Genomic DNA, 22287 nt, shown 5'->3' with positions numbered 1-22287 from the left:
CCAATTACTTCATGGTTCTTATAATACTGAATTCATCAAATTACGCAATACATAATTTAATTACACATTGCATAATAATTGTTATTTCTTGCATTTTCTGTTTTCATGCGCGGTTGTGAGAAAAGTAACGCAATTATTTTTTCATCAATCTCTATGAAAATCCGATCAATTTATGATATACGTAATTTATTGGAAAAAAATTACGTGACAAGGATGAGAATAATCATATGTCAACACAAGAGCAAGGAAACCTGAAACATGGTTTGAGTAATCGTCACATCCAGCTGATTGCGTTGGGTGGAGCGATTGGTACAGGGCTGTTTCTTGGTATATCACAATCGATTAAATTGGCAGGTCCATCGGTAATCTTGGGTTATGCGATTGCAGGATTTATTGCTTTTTTAATGATGCGCCAGCTCGGTGAAATGGTCGTAGAAGAACCTGTAAGTGGATCTTTTAGCCACTTCGCTTACAAATATTGGGGACCTTTTGCAGGCTTCATGTCAGGATGGAATTACTGGGTACTCAATGTACTTGTGTGTATGGCAGAGTTAAGTGCAATTGGTCTTTATATTCAATATTGGTGGCCGCAAATCCCAACGTGGGCATCTGCTCTAACGTTCTTTATTCTCATTAATGGTATCAATTTACTGCATGTTAAGTTTTTTGGCGAAATGGAATTTTGGTTTTCCATTGTCAAAATCTTAGCAATTTTAGCCATGATCGGTTTCGGCTCATATTTACTTGCAACCGGCACAGCAGGGCCTCAGGCCAGCATTTCTAACCTTTGGGCATTGGGTGGTTTCTTCCCATTCGGTATTGAAGGCTTGGTTATGGCAATGGCTGTGATTATTTTTGCTTTTGGCGGTATTGAGCTTTTTGGTATTACTGCTGCTGAAGCGCGTGATCCAGACAAAACTTTACCTAAAGCTGTAAACCAGATTATCTATCGTATTTTGATTTTCTATATTGCGACACTTTTTGTTTTATTCTCATTATTTCCGTGGAATCAAATGGCAGAAGGTGGCAGTCCTTTTGTGATGGTCTTTGCCTCTTTAGATAGCCAAGGTGTTGCGACATTATTAAATTTCGTTATTTTGACAGCTGCGGTTTCCGTCTATAACGGAACCAGCTATTGCAGCAGCCGTATGCTTTTAGGTCTTGCCCAACAAGGTAATGCCCCGAAAGCTCTTGCCCGTATTAATAAACGCGGTATTCCAACCAATGCGGTTCTAGTCTCTGCATTTGTGACGGTATTGTGTGTTTTACTCAATTATATTTTCCCTGAAAAAGCATTTGGTTTACTCATGATGCTGGTAGTAGCAGCGATTGTGATTAACTGGGTAGTGATTTCATGGACACATTTAAAATTCCGTAAATTCATGCAACGTCAAGGTCAAACGACTAAATTCCCAAGCTTCATGTATCCATTTAGCAACTATCTTTGCATGGCATTCATGCTTGGAATTTTAGTTGTGATGTCTTTAACGCCAGACATGCGTGTGGCAGTTATGATGATTCCAGGATGGATTTTGTGTTTGATGGTGGCTTATCAATTTAAACGCCGTAAATTAAAAGCTGAACAGCCTGTACATGCTTTAGAAGCAGATATGTAATCAGGTCGTAGTTAGAAGCTAAAGAGGACGTATAAATACGTCCTCTTTTATTTTTTAAAATTTACAACAGAAATTAAAGGATTTAATAATTGTTATATTATAACATTTCTGAAATTAAATGATTAAAGGCTTCCAGATGTTTAGGGAAGATAGAATATATTTATGAAGCGCTATTTAGGTTTACTCGTATTAACTCTGGCGGCTTGTAGTACTCAAACACCCCAGCCGACGATTACTCATCGCTCTCCCACTTTGCCTCAACCATCTAAAACTGTGGTTAAAATCAAACAACAGCCTGAAGATTATATCGTTTGGATTGCAACTGCAGATCACAGACAGTCTGTACAAGCTTATAAGCAATTTCTTAAGCAAAAAGGACTTGCCGATTTAGTTCCAGACCACGAATTATTACGTTCAGCCCGAGACTGGCAAAAATGTGGAGTTGAGCCTTACGCAGTTCCACCACGCGAGATTTGGTCCAATATTGTTCCGACGCTCAATATATTAAAAGCATTGGTTGATGATGGCGTGATTAACGATTTTGAAGTGACTTCGGTCTATCGAGCTTTAGCTTTAAACCGCTGTGCAGGTGGTGCTGATGCTTCTCGACATGTCTTTAATGCAGCACTTGATTTTAGGATTGGGCCAGAACAGCCTAGCGACTTAGACCAGTTCAATATTCAACAAACTAAAACCAAGCTTTGTCAGTTCTGGGCGACTAAAGGCCAAGCGTTTAATATGGGACTGGGTGTTTATGCTTCAGGACAAATCCATATTGATAGTCAAGGTTTTAGAGCATGGGGGCCAGACCATCACTATAGAAGCTCAATTTGTCAGGGACTATAAAAGCAACTTATTCAAAGACTAAGTGATTTGGCTTAGATAAAACTGGAATAAAAACTTGATCAATAGTTATGTTATAACATAATATTATTGTGGTTTAGAAATAGATTACGCCTGTGATCTGGCCATATTTAAATGGCCAGCCATGATCAGTTTAAATATTATTCAAAGAGATCAAGCCATGCACACTGCAATCGCCAACTCATTTGCCAAGCTTCCCGTCACTGTTTTATCGGGCTTTTTGGGTGCAGGAAAGACCACATTACTCAACCATATTTTAAATAATCGCGAAGGCCGCCGTATTGCCGTGATTGTTAATGATATGTCAGAGGTAAATATTGACGCGGCATTAGTACGCGAAGGTGGGGCAGAGCTTTCAAGAACAGATGAAAAACTGGTTGAAATGAGTAACGGCTGTATCTGTTGTACGCTACGAGAAGATTTATTGGTTGAGGTGAGACGCTTAGCCGACGAAAGGCGCTTTGACCAATTGGTGATTGAGTCAACTGGCATTTCAGAGCCATTACCTGTGGCAGAAACCTTCACCTTTGAAGATGAAGATGGAAACTCACTCAATGAGTTTGCTCGACTCGACACTATGGTTACGGTAGTCGATGCTTTTAACTTTCTTAAAGACTACAGTTCAGTTGACTCCCTACAACAACGCGGCGAATCATTAGGCGAGCAAGATGAGAGAACTGTGGTTGACCTTCTTATCGATCAGATTGAGTTTTGTGATGTGATTGTACTGAATAAAATTGATTTGATTGATCAGGCTCAGCAGGACCAGCTTATTGCCATTTTAAGAACTCTAAACCCGCGTGCCCGAATTGAAATTGCTCAATTTGGAAAGGTCGCTTTAGACAAAATCTTAAATACACAGCTATTCGATTTTGATGAAGCTGCCCAAGCACCGGGCTGGTTAAAAGAGTTACGCGGCGAGCATACACCTGAAACTGAAGAGTATGGCATTAGTAGCTTTGTTTACCGTGCCCGCCGACCTTTCCATCCAGAACGTTTTTATGATTTGGTACAGGCTGAATGGCCGGGAGTCGTGCGTTCCAAAGGCTTTTTCTGGTTGGCTGCCGAACCGACATTGGCTTATTCATGGTCACAAGCGGGAGCAATGGCTCGACACGGTTTAGCTGGTTATTGGTGGGCAGCCGTTGCGGAAGAAGACTGGCCGAGTAACCTAGCCAGCATTGAACAAATTAAGAAAAATTGGGATGACCGCACAGGTGATGCGCGTCAGGAGCTGGTTTTAATTGGTATGCAAATGGATGAGCAAGCTTTAATACAACGCTTAGATAGCTGCTTGTTAAGCGATGAAGAAATGGCTTTAGGTCCGCAAGTTTGGCAGAGCTGGTCTAATCCTTTTAAGCAAGATGATGAAACGATGTTGATTGCTTAATAAAAAAGCCCCTATTTTCAAGGGGCTTATTTTTTATGATTTATCTTTAATCAAAACCTTTCGAATGTAGCTGTTAAGTGGTGTGGAATAATATTTTTCAATTGCTGCGCTAATGATGAAAGTTAGAATCAGATAGCCAATTAAAAGCATAATTTTGATGCTAGAGTCGGTTTGAGCCGGAACAAAAGCAACTTTCATAAGGCCCAGCACAACCAGATGAAACAAATAAGTTTCGTAACTTCTTTGCCCCAACCAGACCATCACTTTGGTAAATAGATTATGTGCTTGTGTTTCGGAAGGATGTTGGAAACACAGAATGAGTAAACCTGTGGCAAGAGCAAATAAGCTAATACCCCATGTACTGACTTCTTTAATGGGCGCATATAAATATAGAGCGGTCATACTCAAAATAATTAGCCATGAAAGAGGTTTTTTATAGGTCCAATTTGGTTGATATTTATGAGAAAAAATCGCCGTTAAACAGCCCACCGCTATACCATCAAAACTTGAAAAATAATGATATAAATAAGCGCCGCTTTCTTCTCCAAAATGGAGAGACCTAAAATAAGGCCCATATAAAATCACTCCAACAAGTACAGCAATAAAGACTTTATTACTACGGGTGAGTAGACACAATAATGGAAAAACAAAGTAAAAAACTTCTTCTACAGAGAGCGACCACAACACGCCCAAAGCGTAGTTTACCCAACCAAATTTAATAATCAGGATATTCATCCAGAAGGTTAAGGCTGCAAATATGGTTAAAGGATAAGAGACCTCAATGCCATTCGGTGCTTGGTTCATAAAGGGTTTTAAGTCAAATGAACCAAGTATGCTTACACCTAAAATGAGTAATACCAGACACGGTAAAATACGCGCTGCTCGTCGGATATAAAAATGCTTGAGGTTAATTGCAGAAAATTGTTTGTCTCGTTTTAAAGTGTGATGGGTAATTAAAAAACCCGAAATCACAAAAAACATGGTGACGCCATAATTTCCGTTTCTTGCGATGACAGTGCTAAATGCTTCACCTAAGAAATCAAAACCTAACCATGTATCTTTAAGTTTATAGGGAATATTAAAATGATGTAAAAGAACCAAAAGGATAGAAATTCCTCGAAGAATATCTATTTTATAATTACGCATTCGATGTGCTTCCAGTTTTATTAATATACTGTGTGGCAGAAGAATACTATCGATCAGTTATTTTAAATAAAAATTTTAAGCATCATTTCGTAAACCAGAAAAAATGATATTTTTGTTTTCTAGGATGGGGTACTGGCTTAGCAGAAATAACTATTAAATAAATATTGATAAAGCCTTTATATATTTGAATTTCTCTACATAAAACTTTAAATTAGCTCTTGTCGAGCTATGTTTATTTTTTAAACTTTTTAAAATATATTTAATTCATAAATTAACATGTTGTATGTGGTTGTATATACATAGCATGTCAACTAAAATACCTTTTTGCCTGCTGCCTTTTTGAGTATTTGTTATGCCCAGAACATCAAAACAAGAACATACTGAGCTTTCGATTGAAGCTGATAGTCCAGTTCCTTTATATCAGCGCGTAAAACAGCTGATTTCACAAAAGATTTATGAAGGCTCTTGGGCTGTAAATAAAAAAATTCCTTCGGAAAGTGAACTCGTTAATCAACTCGGCTGTAGCCGTATGACGGTAAACCGTGCGCTACGCGAGTTAACAACAGAAGGCTTACTTGTTCGAATTCAGGGTGTTGGTTCTTTCGTTGCTGAAGGGCAAGGCCGAACTGCACTTTTTCAAATTAATAATATTGCCGATGAGATTATTGCACGAAACCATAAGCACCACGCTGAAGTTTTAGTCTTAGAACAAGTTTATGCAAATGCAGAGCAAAGCGTGTTAATGCAGACTCGCGAAGGGCAAAAATTATTTCACTCGATTATTGTGCATTATGAAAATGATGTACCTGTTCAGGTCGAAGATCGTTTAGTTGATGCAGCACTGATTCCAGATTATTTAGAACAAGATTTTAAAACCATTACCCCAAATGCTTACCTCATGGCAAAAGCACCCGTGACAGAAGGTGAACACATTGTTGAGGCCGTTTTAGCATCGCCTCAAGAGTGTAAGTGGTTAAAGATTACTAAAGCTGAACCGTGTTTACTCATCCGCCGTCGCACATGGTCAAACAAACAACTCATTTCAAGTGCACGATTGATTTATCCGGGCAGTCGCTATTATCTCGAAGGGAAATTTAATCCATGATTGAATTGATCAGGGCCGATCAATATACAAAAATGCTTTGGAAAAATGGTGCAGGCTTTACTTTAGAAATTGCTCGAAGCCAAGGTGAAGCCGACTTTGAGTGGCGCATTTCGATGGCAGATGTAACAACTTCTGGGCCATTTTCGTTATTTCCCAATAAACAACGCATTATTAGCGTACTTGATGGGCAGGGCATGGTACTGCATGTCGATGACCTTCCTGCCAAAACGCTGAAACAGGGCGATATTTTTGCTTTTCATGGTGAAAGTCAGGTCCAAAGTGAACTGGTAGACGGTGCAATTCGGGATTTAAATTTAATTTATGATCCTGCAAAGTTTCATGCCCGTTTTCAGTGGTTGAATGAGGCAGCGGAGCAGGCATTTATAAGCTCGGCAGACCTGATTTTTATTTTTAATCAGGGTGGTGAAACGGAAGTGAACGTTGATGAGCATTCCGTTCAGCTTGCTGCTCATGAGACGCTAAAAATTGAGAAAAATGCTAGTATCACATCAATCAATTTTCCAAAAAAACAGCACAAAAGTTGCTATGTCATTGAGCTAATTCAACGTTAAAAAGACATCATTTACTGATTAAAAAGCACATGTCTTGTTAGAAGATATGTGCTTTTTTTATGTCGGATATAAAAATAAATTAATTTAATTCATAAGTTTATTCAACTTTTTAAAAAAAATACGAGCAAGCCTCTTCACGCCGAAAAATATTTGTGTAGTATATAGATGTATATACAAGTTAATACATTACTATACAAATGCAGAAACAAGTGATGTTCTGCTGATGTAAGCTCAAAGGAAGGAGTCCGACTGTGACAACAACGACAACAAAATTTCGTGATGTAGAAATTCGTGCACCACGCGGCACTGAATTAACGGCTAAGAGTTGGTTAACTGAAGCCCCATTGCGTATGTTGATGAATAACCTTGATCCGGACGTTGCAGAAAACCCGAAAGAATTGGTGGTATACGGTGGTATTGGCCGTGCAGCACGAAACTGGGAATGTTTCGACAAAATTGTAGATACGCTAAAAAATCTTGAAACTGACGAAACTTTATTAGTTCAATCAGGCAAACCAGTAGGTGTATTTAAAACTCATAAAGATGCGCCACGCGTTTTAATTGCAAACTCAAACCTTGTACCACACTGGGCGAACTGGGAACACTTTAACGAATTAGACGCTAAAGCTTTGGCAATGTACGGTCAAATGACAGCGGGTTCGTGGATCTACATTGGTAGCCAAGGTATTGTACAAGGTACTTATGAAACTTTCGTTGAGGCAGGTCGCCAACATTACAATGGTGATTTAAAAGGTCGTTGGGTTCTTACTGCCGGTTTAGGTGGTATGGGTGGCGCTCAGCCTTTAGCTGCAACACTTGCAGGTGCATGTTCTTTAAACATTGAATGCCAACAAGCAAGTATCGATTTCCGTTTACGTACCCGTTATGTAGACGAACAAGCAACTGATTTAGACGACGCTTTAGCGCGTATTGATCGTTATACAAAGGAAGGTAAAGCAATTTCAATTGCACTTCATGGTAATGCTGCTGAAATTTTACCTGAGCTTGTACGCCGTGGTGTACGTCCAGACATGGTGACTGACCAAACAAGTGCACACGATCCACTTAATGGCTACTTACCAGTAGGCTGGACTTGGGATGAATACCGTGAACGCGCGAAAAAAGAACCGGAAGCTGTTGTAAAAGCTGCAAAACAGTCGATGGCAAAACACGTACAAGCCATGCTTGATTTCCAAAAAATGGGTGTTCCAACATTTGACTATGGTAATAACATCCGTCAAATGGCGAAAGAAGAAGGCGTAGCAAACGCTTTTGATTTCCCGGGCTTCGTACCTGCATACATCCGTCCGTTGTTCTGTCGCGGTATTGGTCCATTCCGTTGGGCAGCGCTTTCTGGTGACCCAGAAGATATTTATAAAACAGATGCCAAAGTTAAAGAGTTAATTCCTGATGATGAGCATTTACATCACTGGTTAGACATGGCTCGTGAACGTATTAGCTTCCAAGGCTTACCAGCGCGTATTTGCTGGGTAGGTTTAGGCTTACGTGCAAAACTTGGTTTGGCATTTAACGAAATGGTTCGTAGCGGTGAATTGTCTGCACCGATCGTGATTGGTCGTGACCACTTAGACTCAGGTTCGGTTGCAAGTCCTAACCGTGAAACTGAAGCAATGCAAGACGGATCAGATGCAGTATCAGACTGGCCTTTATTAAATGCATTGTTAAATACAGCAGGCGGCGCAACCTGGGTGTCTCTACATCATGGAGGCGGTGTAGGTATGGGCTTCTCTCAACACTCAGGCGTTGTGATTGTGTGTGACGGTACAGATGAAGCTGCTGCACGTATTGCTCGCGTACTAACCAATGACCCTGCAACAGGTGTTATGCGTCATGCCGATGCAGGTTATGAAATTGCGATTAACTGTGCCAAAGAGCAAGGCCTACACTTGCCAATGATCACGCAATAAAAATACATGGAAGAACTGGCGGTGCTTTTTGCAATTGTGAAAAGCACCGTCTCAGCAGAATATAGTGCAAAAAATTAGGAAGCCAACATGGAATTACTGATCCAACCGGGAAAACTGACCTTAGCCGATTTACGTCAAGCTTACCTCAACCCAATTAAAGTTAAATTAGATGAAAGTGCTTCATCTGCAATTAATGCAAGCGTGGCTTGTGTAGAGCAAATTGTAAATGAAGGACGTACAGCTTACGGTATTAATACAGGTTTTGGCTTACTTGCTTCAACTAAAATTGCGCCTGAAGATTTAGAAAAATTACAGCGTTCATTAGTTCTTTCGCATGCCGCAGGTGTAGGCGAAGCACTTGATGATGCAATGGTTCGTTTAATTATTCTATTGAAAGCAAATAGCTTGGCACGTGGTTTCTCTGGTATTCGTCGTAAAGTCATTGATGCTTTGTTGGCCTTAATTAATGCTGAAGTTTACCCACACATTCCACTTAAAGGTTCAGTAGGGGCTTCTGGTGACTTGGCACCCCTTGCACACATGTCTTTGGTTTTACTTGGTGAAAGTAAGGCACGTTATAAAGGTGAATGGTTACCAGCAGTTGAAGCTTTAAAAATTGCAGGTTTGGAACCAATTTCTTTAGCGGCTAAAGAAGGTTTGGCACTTTTAAATGGTACGCAGGTTTCGACAGCTTACGCTTTACGTGGCTTATTTGAAGCAGAAGATTTATTTGCTGCCGCGACAGTTTGTGGTGGCTTAAGTGTTGAAGCAATGCTTGGTTCACGTGCACCTTTCGATGCGCGTATTCACGAAGTACGCGGCCAACGTGGTCAAATTGATGTGGCTGCGGCTTATCGCGATTTATTGACTGATTCGAGTGAAATTTCTCGTTCACATGAAGAATGTGGCAAAGTTCAAGACCCATATTCTTTACGTTGCCAACCACAGGTGATGGGTGCATGTTTAACTCAAATCCGTCAGGCTGCTGAAGTATTAGAAATTGAAGCAAATGCTGTATCTGATAACCCACTTGTGTTTGCTGAACAAGGTGACGTGATTTCTGGTGGTAACTTCCATGCAGAACCTGTTGCAATGGCGGCCGACAATTTAGCATTGGCAATTGCAGAAATTGGTTCACTATCTGAACGTCGTATTTCAATGATGATGGACCGTCATATGTCACAGCTTCCACCGTTCTTGGTGGCAAATGGTGGTGTTAACTCGGGCTTTATGATTGCTCAGGTAACCGCTGCTGCTCTTGCGAGTGACAACAAAGCGCATGCACATCCTGCAAGTGTGGATAGCTTACCGACTTCAGCCAACCAAGAAGACCATGTATCGATGGCTCCAAATGCTGGTAAACGTCTTTGGTATATGGCTGATAACGTCCGCGGCATTTTAGCTGTTGAATGGTTAGGCGCTTGTCAGGGTCTAGACTTCCGTGAAGGTTTAAAAAGCTCGCCTAAACTTGAACAAGCTCGTAAAATCTTGCGCGACCAAGTTCCTTACTACAGTGAAGACCGTTTCTTTGCTCCTGATATCGAACAGGCTAGTGAATTGCTTGCGAGTGGTTGCCTAAACGAGTTACTCATTCCAAAACTACTCCCTAGTTTATCTGAAGTGTGATTGATAAAACGGTCACATGGAGTGGCCGAATCCAACTAAATTTCCTCAAGGATTGGAGATTATAATGTCACAAAACTCCACACTACAGCGGGGCTTAAACACCCGCCACATTCGTTTCTTGGCATTGGGCTCAGCAATTGGAACTGGGCTTTTCTATGGTTCGGCAACTGCTATTAAAATGGCAGGGCCTTCAGTATTACTTGCGTACATCGTTGCAGGGATTGCAATTTATATTGTGATGCGCGCACTGGGTGAAATGGCAGTCCATAACCCTGTCTCGGGCTCATTTAGCCACTATGCTTCTCAGTACATTGGTCCTTTGGCCGGCTTTACGACGGGCTGGACTTATGTTTTTGAGATGGTGATTGTTGCAATTGCCGATGTCACTGCGTTTGGTATTTATATGGGGTTCTGGTATCCCGATGTCCCACGGTGGATCTGGATTTTGTCTCTCATCATGTTCTTGGGCGCGATTAACCTCATTCATGTGAAAGTCTTTGGTGAACTCGAATTTTGGCTCTCAATTGTCAAGGTGAGTGCCATTGTTGCCATGATTTTAGGTGGCTTAGGTTTGATGTTCTATGGCTTCCATGCTGACCATAGCAGTGTAGTGCCGGGGATTCAAAACTTATGGATCTATGAAGGCTTTATGCCACATGGCATTGCAGGCTTGGTTGCATGTTTATCTGTAGTGGTATTTGCTTTCGGTGGTATCGAAATTATTGGTATTACAGCAGGTGAATCACAAGACCCGAAAACTACTTTACCTAAAGCAATTAATGCTGTTCCGGTACGTATTTTACTTTTCTATGTACTAACCATCTTTGTACTCATGTCGATTTTCCCATGGAACCAGATTGGTAGCCAAGGCAGCCCGTTTGTACAAATTTTTGAAAACTTAGGCATTAAATCTGCTGCAAATATTTTAAATATTGTGGTGGTAACTGCTGCAATTTCGGCAATTAACAGTGATGTGTTTGGTGCAGGCCGTATGTTGTACGGTATGGCAAATCGTGGTCAAGCACCTCGAATTTTCCAAAAATTATCGCGTAATGGCGTGCCTTGGATGACTGTTGTGGTTATGGCTGGCGTACTGTTAATTGGCGTCGTGCTGAACTACCTGATTCCTGAAAATGTGTTTGTCATCATTGCATCAATTGCAACGTTTGCAACTGTTTGGGTATGGCTCATGATCTTGCTTTCGCAAGTTGCAATGCGCCGTAAGTTATCTACTGCTGAAATTAAAGCACTTGATTTCCCTGTATGGGGTTGGCCATATGCACCTGCATTTGCGATTGGTTTTATGGTGTTCATTTTAGTGATGATGGGGTACTTCCCAGACTCGCGTCCTGCAATTTATGTGGGAATCACTTGGCTTGCTCTCTTAACGATTGCTTATCGAATTTGGGTCAAGCCAGAGCAGAGCTTGGGAAAGGAAAATAATCCTATCCAGCAAAATGTTGAGATAGAAAGCTAACAAATGAACTGCCCAATGGTTGAACTATTGGGCAGTTTTGAGGAAGGGCTAATGAAAAAACTTTGGCAAAATTGCCACATTGCGACCATGCAAAATGGGCAATATTCCTACATTGAAGATGCTGCAATCGTCACAGAAGGGCATCTCATCCACTGGATTGGAAAACAACAACAACTTCCTGCCGACACTTATTCCGAAACAGTTGACTTAAATGGCGCTTGGGTAACTCCGGGGTTCATCGACTGTCATACGCATAGCGTATTTGGTGGTAACCGTAGTGTTGAGTTTGAAAAACGCTTACAAGGTGTGAGCTATGCTGAAATTGCAGCAAGCGGTGGCGGCATTGCCAGTACAGTGCGTGCAACTCGAGAAGCCAGCGAAGAACAATTACTGAACTCAGCCCTTAAGCGTATTCGCTGCATGCAACAAGACGGTGTCACCACCATCGAGATTAAGTCTGGCTACGGACTCAACTACGAAAACGAGCGCAAGATGCTGCGTGTGATCCGTCAAATTGGTGAAAAATTACCGATGACGGTAAAAAGTACGTGTTTAGCTGCACATGCTTTACCACCAGAGTACAAAGACCAAAGCGACGCTTATATCGAGCATATCTGTACAGAAATGCTGCCTAAACTCCATGCTGAAGGTTTAGTCGATGCTGTTGATGCTTTCTGTGAGCATTTAGCATTTTCGCCAGCTCAGGTTGAACGTGTTTTTAAAACGGCACAATCATTGGGGCTACCCGTTAAACTTCATGCCGAACAGCTTTCATCGCTCGGTGGCTCAAGCTTAGCAGCACGTTATCATGCTTTGTCGGCTGACCATTTAGAGTACATGACCGAAGATGATGTCAAAGCCATGGCAGAGTCGGGTACGGTTGCTGTGTTACTACCGGGTGCCTTTTATTTATTGCGTGAAACACAATACCCACCGATTGAAAGCCTCATTAAATATGGCGTGCGTATTGCGCTGTCGAGTGATTTAAATCCGGGTACATCTCCAGCACTTTCTTTACGTTTAATGCTGAATATGGGCAGTACGTTATTCCGTTTAACGCCTGAGCAAGCATTAGCAGGTGTCACTATTCATGCTGCACAAGCGCTTGGTTTAGAGCAAACACACGGTAGTTTGGAGCAGGGTAAAGTCGCTGACTTTGTCGCTTGGGATATTGAGCATCCATCTGAAATTGTTTACTGGCTGGGCGGAGATTTGCCTAAGCGAGTCGTTCAGCATGGACAAGAAGTTATTTTTTAAACGGTGTCACATGAATCACACATTTAAATGGCAAGGCCGACATGATGGCGAGGGTGAGGCACATCAACGTATTCACCATATAGTGAACACCACCCAACATGCTGAATTTGCCCTGATTGGTTTTAGCTCTGATGAAGGCGTAAAACGTAATAAAGGCCGAGTTGGTGCTGCCGACGCACCAGATGCGATTCGTACCCAACTGGCTAACTTACCAATTCATCGTCCAGTCAGTATTGTCGACTTAGGGACGGTGACCTGTGAATATGGCAATTTAGAGCAAGCACAAAGCGAATTAGCTGAACAAGTCGCCAATAGCCTAGAACATGGTTTAAAACCTGTTGTATTGGGCGGTGGACATGAAGTTGCATTTGGTAGCTTTAGCGGTCTGTTCCAATATGTACAAGCCCACGCGCCAGATAAAAAAATCGGCATTATTAATTTCGATGCCCATTTTGATTTGCGTGAAGCAGAGCATGCCACCTCTGGAACACCTTTTTTACAGGCAGCTCGACTTTCAGAACAGCATCAAAAACAATTTAATTATTTATGTATTGGGGTCGCCAACCATGCCAATACTAAAATTTTATTTGATACTGCCGATGCGCTGAATTGTTCATATTTACGTGATCATGAGGTTAATATTTTTAACCTGAACAACGTGCTTGCAGCGGTTAATGCTTTTATTGAAAAAGTAGACTATTTGTACGTTACGATTGATCTAGATGTATTCGCGGCTGCGGTTGCACCGGGAGTCAGTGCACCTGCTGTAAAAGGAATTGATTTAGCGACTTTTGAAGCAATTTTTAAGCATATTCAAGAGACTGGAAAAATCAAACTTCTAGATATTGCTGAGTGCAATCCAAAATTTGATTTAGATAATCGAACAGCAAAACTGGCTGCCTATATTGTTTATCAATATTTGTTTTCTTGAGGAACAATTTTTAATGTAGAAATGAAAAGTGCACTGAGATCGCTCATGTGCGCTTTTTTTTTGACTTTCTGGTAAATTAAAGTCAGATACGGAATATAGATAGCAACTATAATTAATTTAATTAAAAAGAAAATTAATTTATAAAATCATTTAGTTAAAAAAATACTCGATTTTTACACTATTTTATATGCTGCTTGGCACGTAATTTGTTTTGTCTTTATTTTAAACTTCGTTAAATATGTTTGGATAATTAAATGAAAAACAGAACCTTACATTTTGCTTGTATCAGTGTTTTATTTTGGATGTCTCATTCTTCTAATGCTGCAACCCCCGAAATAAATACAAATACTAACGAAAAATCACAATCTAAACAAAAGAGTGATATCTCTGTTCGGGTGAAAGCTTTAAACCAACTTTTGCAAGAACAGTGGGAATATACTTTGAAAAATAGTCCTGAAACTGCAACCGTTTTAGGAGATTTACGCTATAACGATCGATGGACCGAGTTTTCAAAAACTCAGATCGAGAAAGATAAAAAAACTACGCAAAATTTTTTAAAACGTTTCGAAGCAATTGATAGCACTGGGTTTTCAGCAACTGATCAATTAAATAAAGATTTAATGATTTATCAGTTGAAAGAAACACTTAAAAATTATGATTTGAAATTGTATGAGATGCCTTTTAATCAAATGTGGGGGCTACATTTACAATTTCCGGGATTTATTAGTTCGATTCCATTTGATAATGCTAAGCAATATCAAGACTATATTTCTCGTTTAAAACAAATTCCTCTTATTCTTGAGCAAGGTATTCAGTTAGCGAAACAAGGACAAAAAGATGGCTTGATGCCACCCAAATATTTAATTGAAAAGGTGGCAAAGCAGATTAATAGCATTGCAGCTCCCGCAGGAAAGGACAGTGTTTTTGCTTCTCCATTAAAGCAATTTCCAAACAACATTTCAAAAGCAGAACAAGAGCGTTTAAGCCGTGAAATACTACAGGCCATAGATCAGAATGTTCGGCCTGCTTATCAAAAACTCGGGACGTTTATTCAGAAAGATTACTTACCCTATGGACGACAACACGAAGGTATATGGAGCTTGCCAAACGGTGACGAGCTCTATCGCTTTTATGTAGAAAATAATACGACAACCTCTGAAAGCCCTGAAAATATTCATCAGCTCGGGTTAAAAGAAGTTGCTCGTATAGAAGCGGAAATGCTGAAAATTGCCAAAGCACAAGGTTTCAATGACTTAAAAAGTTTCCAACAATCCTTAAAAACAAATCCCGCTGTTTTCCCAAAATCTCGTGAAGAAATTTTAGAGATTTATCGCGGGTATATTGCCCAAATGCAACCGGAGTTGCCGAAGCTGTTTGGTTTGTTACCAAAAAATAAAGTTGAAGTTTTGCCTGTAGAGCAATATCGAGAAAAAGAAGCGGCAGGTGCGGAGTATCACCAAGGCACGCCTGATGGTTTACGTCCCGGACAAGTATATGTAAATACTGGCGACTTCTCTGAACGTTCCAAAATATCAATGGAAGCAACCGCTTACCATGAGGCAATTCCCGGCCACCATATGCAGATTGATATTGCCCAAAACCTGCCAAATTTGCCGATGTTCCGAAAGCAACCCAACCATACTGCCTATATCGAAGGATGGGCACTTTACGCAGAGCAATTGGGTAAAGACGTTGGTTTCTATAAAGACCCGCTTTCAGACTATGGAAGACTATCGAGTGAGTTGTTCCGTGCTTGTCGTCTAGTGGTTGACACTGGTGTGCATTATAAAAAGTGGACGCGGCAGCAAATGATTGATTTTATGCGTGAACACTCTGCTTTAGATGAACCTGATATTCAGGCAGAGGCCGACCGCTATATTGCTATTCCTGCCCAAGCATTAGCATATAAGATGGGACAACTGAAAATTTTAGAGCTACGAGAGCTAGCCAAACAGGAGCTTGGAGAGCGTTTTGATATCAAAGCATTCCATGACATGGTTTTAAATGCAGGAACCTTGCCTTTAAATATACTCGATGCCCGTATTAAAAATTGGATAAAGGAACAAAAAGCGGCAGCTTAAAACAAAATTCGAAATTTAGGTCAGGTCCTCGTTGGGCCTGATTTAAAAACCGATAGAAAACAGAATATAATAATAAAAAATATATTTTCGAAACTAGAAATGGAAAAAAACCTAAAAGAATATCAGGCTATTATTTTTGATTTAGATGGCACCTTAGCCGACTCCTTTCATTTTTTTCTAAGCGTTTTAAATCAACTTTCCGCAAAGTATAAGTTTAAATCGGTAAACCTTCATGAAGTCGATTACTACAAACAACTTACGCCTAGAGAAATTATGAAAGAGATGAACGTTTCTCGGTGGAAACTGCCTTGGATTGCGAAAGACTTTATTCGGTTAATGAAAGAAAGAGATGAAGAAATTCATTTGTTTGAGGGTATGCGGGACCACTTAATTGAACTGCATAAGCGGGGTTATACGCTCGCAATTATTACTTCAAACTCTAAAGAAAACTGTCAAAATGTACTGGGTAAAGAACTCTGTGAGCTTTTTAGCCATATTGATGGTGGCTCGTCTATATTTGGCAAAGCTAAGCGAATAAAGCGTGTTCTCAACATTTTGGATGTAAGTAAAAACCAAGCAATTTATGTCGGCGACCAAACCACGGATGGCGAAGCTGCACATGAAGCAGGTATTGATTTTGCTGCGGTAGGTTGGGGTTATACATCGGCCGAAAAATTAAAAACCATTCAGCCCAAAGTCGTGCTCACAGACTTGGCAACCATGAAAGAATTTTTCTAAATACATGAAATACAGGATAATGCATGAATAACAATAACAGCCCGATTGGAATGATTGACTCTGGTTTAGGCGGGTTGTCTCTCTTTAAGCATATTCGGGAGGCGCTACCGAATGAAGATATTATCTATTTCGCCGACTCGAAATATGTCCCTTATGGAGACAGAGAAAGCGACTGGATTGTTTCACGAACCACGCATTTAATTTCAAACCTAGTTGCTCAAGGTAAATGCAAAGCGATCGTGATTGCTTGTAACACCATGACGGCTGTTGCGGTTGAAACGATTAGAGCGCAAATTAATGTGCCACTTATTGCGATAGAACCAGCGGTAAAACCCGCTGTGGCAATGACTGTGAGCAAGCATATTGCGGTTTTGGCAACTGCCACCACGGTGAAGGGCAAAAATTTAAAAAGTTTAATTGAAACGTATGCGCAAGATATTAAAGTGTCTTTAGTGCCGTGTATTGGCTTAGCCGAAAAAATTGAAACGGGCAAAGCACATACCGCCGAAGTTAAAGATTATTTAAAAAATATTTTGGCGCCGTTGGTCGAGCAAAAAGTCGATACGATTATTTTAGGATGCACACACTATCCATTTGTTTCAGATACGATTCAGGAAATTGTAGGCCGTGATATTCAAATTATTGAGCCTTCGGAAGCTGTGACAGCGCAATTAATACGGCAGCTCAATCAATATCATTTAAGTTCTGAAAGTCCAAATGAGGGGAATCATATTATTTGGACCAGTTCAGACCCGTTGGAAGTTGCGGATGTTACTTTTTCTTTGTTATCTGAGAAATTGTCTGTAAAAGCTGTAGAGCTATAAAAAGCCCAATAGGCAATTAATGCATATCGGGCTTAATCAATCAATTATTAAAGCAGGTGATGCCTTAATAATGATCTTTTTTGAATTACTCTACAGTTACTGACTTCGCCAAGTTACGTGGCTGGTCAACGTCTGTACCACGTAATACAGCAACGTGATAAGACAATAACTGAACTGGTACGCTATAAATGATTGGTGCAAGCCATTCGTTTACTGCTGGAATATGAACGACATGTTGACGGTCTTTTTCAACTACACCACTATTTTCATCAGCGAAAACGAATAATTCACCGCCACGCGCCTGAACTTCTTCCATATTTGACTTAAGCTTATCAAGCATTTCGTCATTTGGTGCAAGAATCACGATTGGCATTTCATTATCTACAAGTGCCAATGGGCCGTGTTTCAACTCACCAGCTGCATAGCCTTCTGCATGAATATATGAAATTTCTTTAAGCTTTAAAGCGCCTTCCAATGCGATTGGATAATGTGTGCCACGGCCCAAGAATAAACAGTGCTGCTTTTCAACGAACAATTCTGACAAGCGCAAAATTTCTGGATCATTTTTAAGTGTATCAAGAATCACTTTCGGGCTATGCCACAATTCACGAGCAAGCTCTTCAATCATCACATTGCTAATACGCTGTTTCACTTGACCAATTTTCAAGATTAACAACATTAATGCAGCAAGCTGAGTCGTGAACGCTTTAGTTGATGCAACACCAATTTCTGGGCCTGCAAGCGTCAATAAGTGGTGATCAGTTTCACGCACCATTGAAGAAGTTGCGACGTTACAGATCGTTAAAGTCTGAATATCGATATTATTTGCTTTAGCACGTTTTTGAGTTTCACGTAGTGCAGCTAAGGTATCCGCTGTTTCGCCTGATTGTGAAATACAGATGTAAAGTGTATTTTCCACAATCACTGGTGAGCGATAACGGAATTCACTCGCAATCTCAACTTGGCAAGGCACACCAATCAATTGCTCAAACCAATATTTAGCGATCATTCCTGAGTGATAACTTGTACCACACGCAATAATTTGAACACTTTGAAGTTTACTGAAATCTGCATCAGCATCTTTCAAGAAATCATCACGTAAATTGTTGCCATCAAGCGCTTGAGAAATTGTTTGTTTGATTGCTTCAGGCTGCTCATAAATTTCTTTGAGCATGTAGTGTTTATATTCACCTTTTGAAGCACTGCTTACAGTTGCATCAAGTTCTTTAACTGGACGTTCAACACGTTCACCTTTTACAAATACTTCAATTGAAGTACGAGTAAGACGAGCAATATCGCCTTCCTCTAAGTAAATAAAACGGTTCGTTACTGGTAAAAGGGCCAATTGGTCTGAACTGATAAAGTTCTCGCCAATACCCACGCCAATTACAAGTGGTGAACCTTCACGTACAGTAATGAGTTCATCTGGGTAATCGCTGTGAATAATACCTAACGCATAGGCACCTTTAAGCTGAGGAACTACAGATTCTACTGCTTCAAGTAAACTATCAGTATTTTTTAGAGCTTCTGCAACTAAATGGGCTACCACTTCAGTATCTGTTTGAGAAGTAAATACATATCCTAAAGCTTGAAGGTCATCTTTAAGCTCTTGATAGTTCTCGATAATACCGTTGTGAACGACTGCTACCTTGCCTGACATGTGCGGGTGAGCATTATTTTCGGTCGGTTTACCGTGTGTTGCCCAACGGGTATGAGCAATACCGATTGTCCCCGTGAGTTGTTGATCAGCAACGGCATCTTCAAGATTGATTACCTTACCAACACGACGCTCACGTAAAATCTGTTGCTTATTCAGTAAAGCAACACCAGCCGAATCATAACCACGATATTCAAGACGTTTTAAACCTTCAATTAAAATCTCGGTTACACAACGTTCTGCAACGCCTCCGACGATACCACACATATTTCAATCCTCTTATTTTTTAAGCTTTTGGGGACGTTGATAATTTGCTTTAGAAATTTGTTGAGCACGCTCAAAGGAGAGACTTTGTTCAGCCACATCTTTCGTAATCACAGAACCCGCACCGACTGTTGCTCCATTACCAATAGTCACAGGCGCAACCAGCGAGCTATTAGAACCGATAAAAACTGCGTCGCCAATAGTGGTTTTGTGTTTATTTGCACCATCATAATTGCAGGTGATTGTACCTGCCCCAATATTTGATTCAGCACCGATCTCGGCATCACCTAAATAGGTGAAATGGTTAGCTTTACTGCCTAGACCGATCGTTGTATTTTTGACTTCAACAAAGTTGCCGATATGTACTTCGTTTGCCAATTTAGCACCTGGACGTAAGCGTGCGAATGGACCAATTTGGGTATTTTCCCCAACAACTGCTCCATCGAAAACGCTGTACGCTTGGACTTTGGTTCCTGCTGCAATGGTTGTATTTTTTAAGATACAGCCAGCACCGATTTCGACAAAGTCACCGAGTTCACAGTCGCCTTCAATAATGACATTCACATCAATACGAACATCATGACCAACTTTTACTGTACCACGTAAATCAAAACGTGCAGGATCAGCAAAAGTTACGCCTTGCTGCATAAGTTCTTTTGCTTGTTGCTTCTGAAATTCACGCTCAAGTGCTGCAAGTTGCAGGCGGTCATTTACACCTTCAACTTCAAATGCGAGTTCTGGTTGAATTGAGGCGATTTCTAGACCATCAGCAACAGCCATCGCAACGATATCAGTTAAATAGTATTCGCCTTGTGCATTTTCATTTGAAAGCTTAGGCAACCACTCATGCAGTTTTGCATTGCTGACACAGTAAATACCTGTGTTGATTTCTTGAATTTGACGCTGAGCTTCGGTTGCGTCTTTATGTTCAACAATTGCTTGGATTTTACCGTCTTGGCGGACAATACGGCCATAACCTGTTGGGTTATCGACATGTAAAGTAATCATGCCAATACCGGTTTTATTTGATGCTTCAATCAGTTGTTCAAGCGTTGTTTGACGGACTAAAGGAACATCACCGTATAAAATTAATGAAATGCCGTCTTTAGGAAGTACCGGTAAAGTCATCTGTACAGCATGACCGGTCCCTAACTGTTCTGCTTGTTCAACCCACTGAATATTTTCTTGTGCGAATGTCTTTTTTACGTGATCGCCACCATGTCCATAAATGGTAATGATGTTTTCTGCTAGTAGTTGTTTTGCTGTTTTAATAACATGTCCTAGTAGCGGGCGACCAGCTAAAGGTTGTAGTACTTTAGGGAGCTGAGAACGCATTCGCGTTCCTTTGCCTGCAGCAAGAATAATGACAGTAGTTGACATGAATAACTCGAATGATTTAACTCAAATGGATAATAATTAGTGTACAAAGAGCAGCCCATACACCGGCAATAATATCGTCAAGCATAATACCAAAACCACCGTGTACTTGGCGATCAATGACGCGTATAGGCCAAGGTTTCCAAACATCGAAAATTCGAAATAATATAAATCCTGTAATTACCCAAATCCAATTTATTTGTTGTAAATAGAGCAGGGGAATAAAGGTAATAGATTGACCTGCAAATTCATCCCACACAATTCGACCATCATCGTGTACGTTAATTACTTTTGCAGTTTGACCGCAAATATAAATACCCACCACTGACATGATGAGAATAGCGATTAAACTTAAAGTAAATCCAAGAGATAACCAGATGGGAACAAAAAGTAAGGCGAAAGCAGAGCCAAAAGTACCAGGTGCTTTAGGAGCAAGACCAGATCCAAAACCAACCCCACAGAAAACGATGCAGCGGTTGAACCAAGACATGTCTTTAAAATGAATCGGCGGTTTATGCAAAGTGTTGGTATCCATGAATTTGCAATGGGTAATCTGAACCCAAATGCTCAAAAGTTAGTTTTGTTTGCTCAACGATCTGTCCGATCATTGTAATCTTAACGTCTAGTTGTTTTTGCAAAAGTTTTTCATAATTTTGCGGTGTTATTGTAAAACATAATTCGTAGTCATCACCACCTGCCAAAGCATATTGCCAACGTTGTTGTTCTTCTAGTTGTTGCAGTACAGGATCAACAGGTAATTTTTCCAGGATGAGTCGTGCTCCAACCTTGGACGCTTTTAAAATATGTCCTAAATCTTGAGCTAAACCATCTGACACATCGATCATGCTAGAGGCGAGCCCTTTTAGCTCTTCTCCAAGCTTACAACGTGGCGTCGGATAGTCCAGTCTTTGTTGTAGGGAATGTCCTAAATGCTGAAGCCCATAAGCAGCATCACCAATCTGCCCACTTACACAAACATAATCACCGACCTTAGCGCCTGAACGTAATACAGCTTTTCCTGTTTCAATCCAGCCCATAGCTGTGACGGTAATGGTAAGGTGCGGACCTTGAGTGGTATCTCCGCCAATTAAGGCAACTCCAAATTGATTACAACAGTCATAGATTCCCTGACTAAATCCTTCAAGCCACTCATGGTCAACTTGAGGCAAGCTGATCGCAAGTAAAATACTATGTGGTTTGGCACCCATTGCAGCAATATCAGACAGATTTACGGCAACACTTTTCCAGCCAATCGCATGGGGCGAGGTTTCAAGAGGGAAGTGACGTCCAGCAACAAGTGTATCGGCACAGATCACCAGTTGTTGATTTGGAGAGGGAGTAATTAAGGCTGAGTCATCACCAATACCAAGCGCAACGTCAGGATGTGACTGACGATTAAAGTATTGATCAATAATTGAGAACTCAGCCATAGAA

The 22287-nt window shown here is 40.7% G+C and carries 18 protein-coding genes; 13 read left to right on the top strand and 5 right to left on the bottom strand.

Features of this window, described 5'->3' with window-relative positions:
- Nucleotides 1-227: 227 nt before the first annotated feature.
- From EGT34_RS10965 to zigA, 3 genes are all read left to right on the top strand, one after another.
- A complete protein-coding gene (locus EGT34_RS10965; RefSeq protein ID WP_000107090.1) occupies nt 228-1616 on the top strand; it encodes an amino acid permease in 1389 nt (462 codons plus the stop codon).
- A gap of 162 nt (nt 1617-1778) precedes the next feature.
- Nucleotides 1779-2462, top strand: a complete 684-nt coding sequence (locus tag EGT34_RS10960) for a D-Ala-D-Ala carboxypeptidase family metallohydrolase (protein WP_000833253.1) — start codon at nt 1779-1781, stop codon at nt 2460-2462.
- A gap of 142 nt (nt 2463-2604) precedes the next feature.
- Nucleotides 2605-3870, top strand: a complete 1266-nt coding sequence (zigA, locus tag EGT34_RS10955; RefSeq protein ID WP_000624549.1) for a zinc metallochaperone GTPase ZigA — start codon at nt 2605-2607, stop codon at nt 3868-3870.
- Between the two features lie 33 nt (nt 3871-3903).
- Here zigA and EGT34_RS10950 read toward each other — a convergent pair whose 3' ends face one another.
- On the bottom strand, nt 3904-5016 hold the full coding sequence (locus EGT34_RS10950; RefSeq protein WP_001246961.1) for an acyltransferase family protein: 1113 nt from the start codon (nt 5014-5016) through the stop codon (nt 3904-3906).
- A 352-nt stretch (nt 5017-5368) separates the two neighbouring features.
- Here EGT34_RS10950 and hutC point away from each other — a divergent pair, with 352 nt between their 5' ends.
- From hutC to murI, 10 genes are all read left to right on the top strand, one after another.
- Nucleotides 5369-6121, top strand: coding sequence for a histidine utilization repressor (gene hutC / locus EGT34_RS10945; protein WP_001138321.1), 753 nt, complete (start codon nt 5369-5371; stop codon nt 6119-6121).
- The gene (locus EGT34_RS10940; protein ID WP_000571155.1) at nt 6118-6693 is read left to right on the top strand and encodes a HutD family protein; all 576 of its coding nucleotides are present in this window, start codon (nt 6118-6120) and stop codon (nt 6691-6693) included. The genes hutC and EGT34_RS10940 overlap by 4 nt, the downstream gene beginning before the upstream one ends.
- A gap of 251 nt (nt 6694-6944) precedes the next feature.
- Nucleotides 6945-8621, top strand: coding sequence for a urocanate hydratase (hutU, locus tag EGT34_RS10935; protein WP_000214181.1), 1677 nt, complete (start codon nt 6945-6947; stop codon nt 8619-8621).
- A gap of 87 nt (nt 8622-8708) precedes the next feature.
- A complete protein-coding gene (gene hutH, locus EGT34_RS10930) occupies nt 8709-10247 on the top strand; it encodes a histidine ammonia-lyase (protein WP_024437650.1) in 1539 nt (512 codons plus the stop codon).
- Between the two features lie 64 nt (nt 10248-10311).
- Nucleotides 10312-11724, top strand: a complete 1413-nt coding sequence (locus EGT34_RS10925; RefSeq protein WP_000081465.1) for an amino acid permease — start codon at nt 10312-10314, stop codon at nt 11722-11724.
- Between the two features lie 51 nt (nt 11725-11775).
- On the top strand, nt 11776-12981 hold the full coding sequence (gene hutI, locus EGT34_RS10920; RefSeq protein WP_024437651.1) for an imidazolonepropionase: 1206 nt from the start codon (nt 11776-11778) through the stop codon (nt 12979-12981).
- A gap of 10 nt (nt 12982-12991) precedes the next feature.
- Nucleotides 12992-13912, top strand: coding sequence for a formimidoylglutamase (gene hutG, locus EGT34_RS10915; RefSeq protein WP_001016882.1), 921 nt, complete (start codon nt 12992-12994; stop codon nt 13910-13912).
- A gap of 254 nt (nt 13913-14166) precedes the next feature.
- Nucleotides 14167-15993, top strand: coding sequence for a DUF885 domain-containing protein (locus EGT34_RS10910; RefSeq protein ID WP_000797619.1), 1827 nt, complete (start codon nt 14167-14169; stop codon nt 15991-15993).
- Between the two features lie 99 nt (nt 15994-16092).
- Complete coding sequence (locus EGT34_RS10905; protein ID WP_000414388.1) at nt 16093-16731, top strand: HAD family hydrolase; 639 nt, start codon at nt 16093-16095, stop codon at nt 16729-16731.
- 23 nt (nt 16732-16754) lie between these two features.
- Nucleotides 16755-17555, top strand: coding sequence for a glutamate racemase (gene murI / locus EGT34_RS10900; RefSeq protein ID WP_001063772.1), 801 nt, complete (start codon nt 16755-16757; stop codon nt 17553-17555).
- Nucleotides 17556-17640: 85 nt separating this feature from the next.
- Here murI and glmS read toward each other — a convergent pair whose 3' ends face one another.
- Genes glmS through thiL form a run of 4 tightly spaced genes read right to left on the bottom strand, consistent with a single transcriptional unit; the run spans nt 17641 to nt 22283 of the window.
- On the bottom strand, nt 17641-19479 hold the full coding sequence (glmS, locus tag EGT34_RS10895) for a glutamine--fructose-6-phosphate transaminase (isomerizing) (RefSeq protein WP_000334175.1): 1839 nt from the start codon (nt 19477-19479) through the stop codon (nt 17641-17643).
- A 12-nt stretch (nt 19480-19491) separates the two neighbouring features.
- On the bottom strand, nt 19492-20856 hold the full coding sequence (gene glmU / locus EGT34_RS10890) for a bifunctional UDP-N-acetylglucosamine diphosphorylase/glucosamine-1-phosphate N-acetyltransferase GlmU (protein ID WP_000108581.1): 1365 nt from the start codon (nt 20854-20856) through the stop codon (nt 19492-19494).
- Nucleotides 20857-20872: 16 nt separating this feature from the next.
- Nucleotides 20873-21388: a phosphatidylglycerophosphatase A gene (locus EGT34_RS10885; RefSeq protein WP_000380675.1), complete on the bottom strand. Its 516-nt coding sequence runs from the start codon at nt 21386-21388 to the stop codon at nt 20873-20875.
- Nucleotides 21366-22283 (bottom strand): thiamine-phosphate kinase, encoded by a 918-nt coding sequence (gene thiL / locus EGT34_RS10880; protein WP_000807411.1) that lies wholly within the window; start codon nt 22281-22283, stop codon nt 21366-21368. Before thiL ends, EGT34_RS10885 begins: the two co-directional genes overlap by 23 nt.
- Nucleotides 22284-22287 lie beyond the last annotated feature (4 nt).

This window comes from Acinetobacter sp. FDAARGOS_558 (assembly GCF_003937785.1).
Classification (GTDB): Bacteria; Pseudomonadota; Gammaproteobacteria; order Pseudomonadales; family Moraxellaceae; genus Acinetobacter; species Acinetobacter baumannii.
Note: the sequence above shows the minus strand (reverse complement) of the source record. Positions and strands in the feature narration are given on the sequence as shown.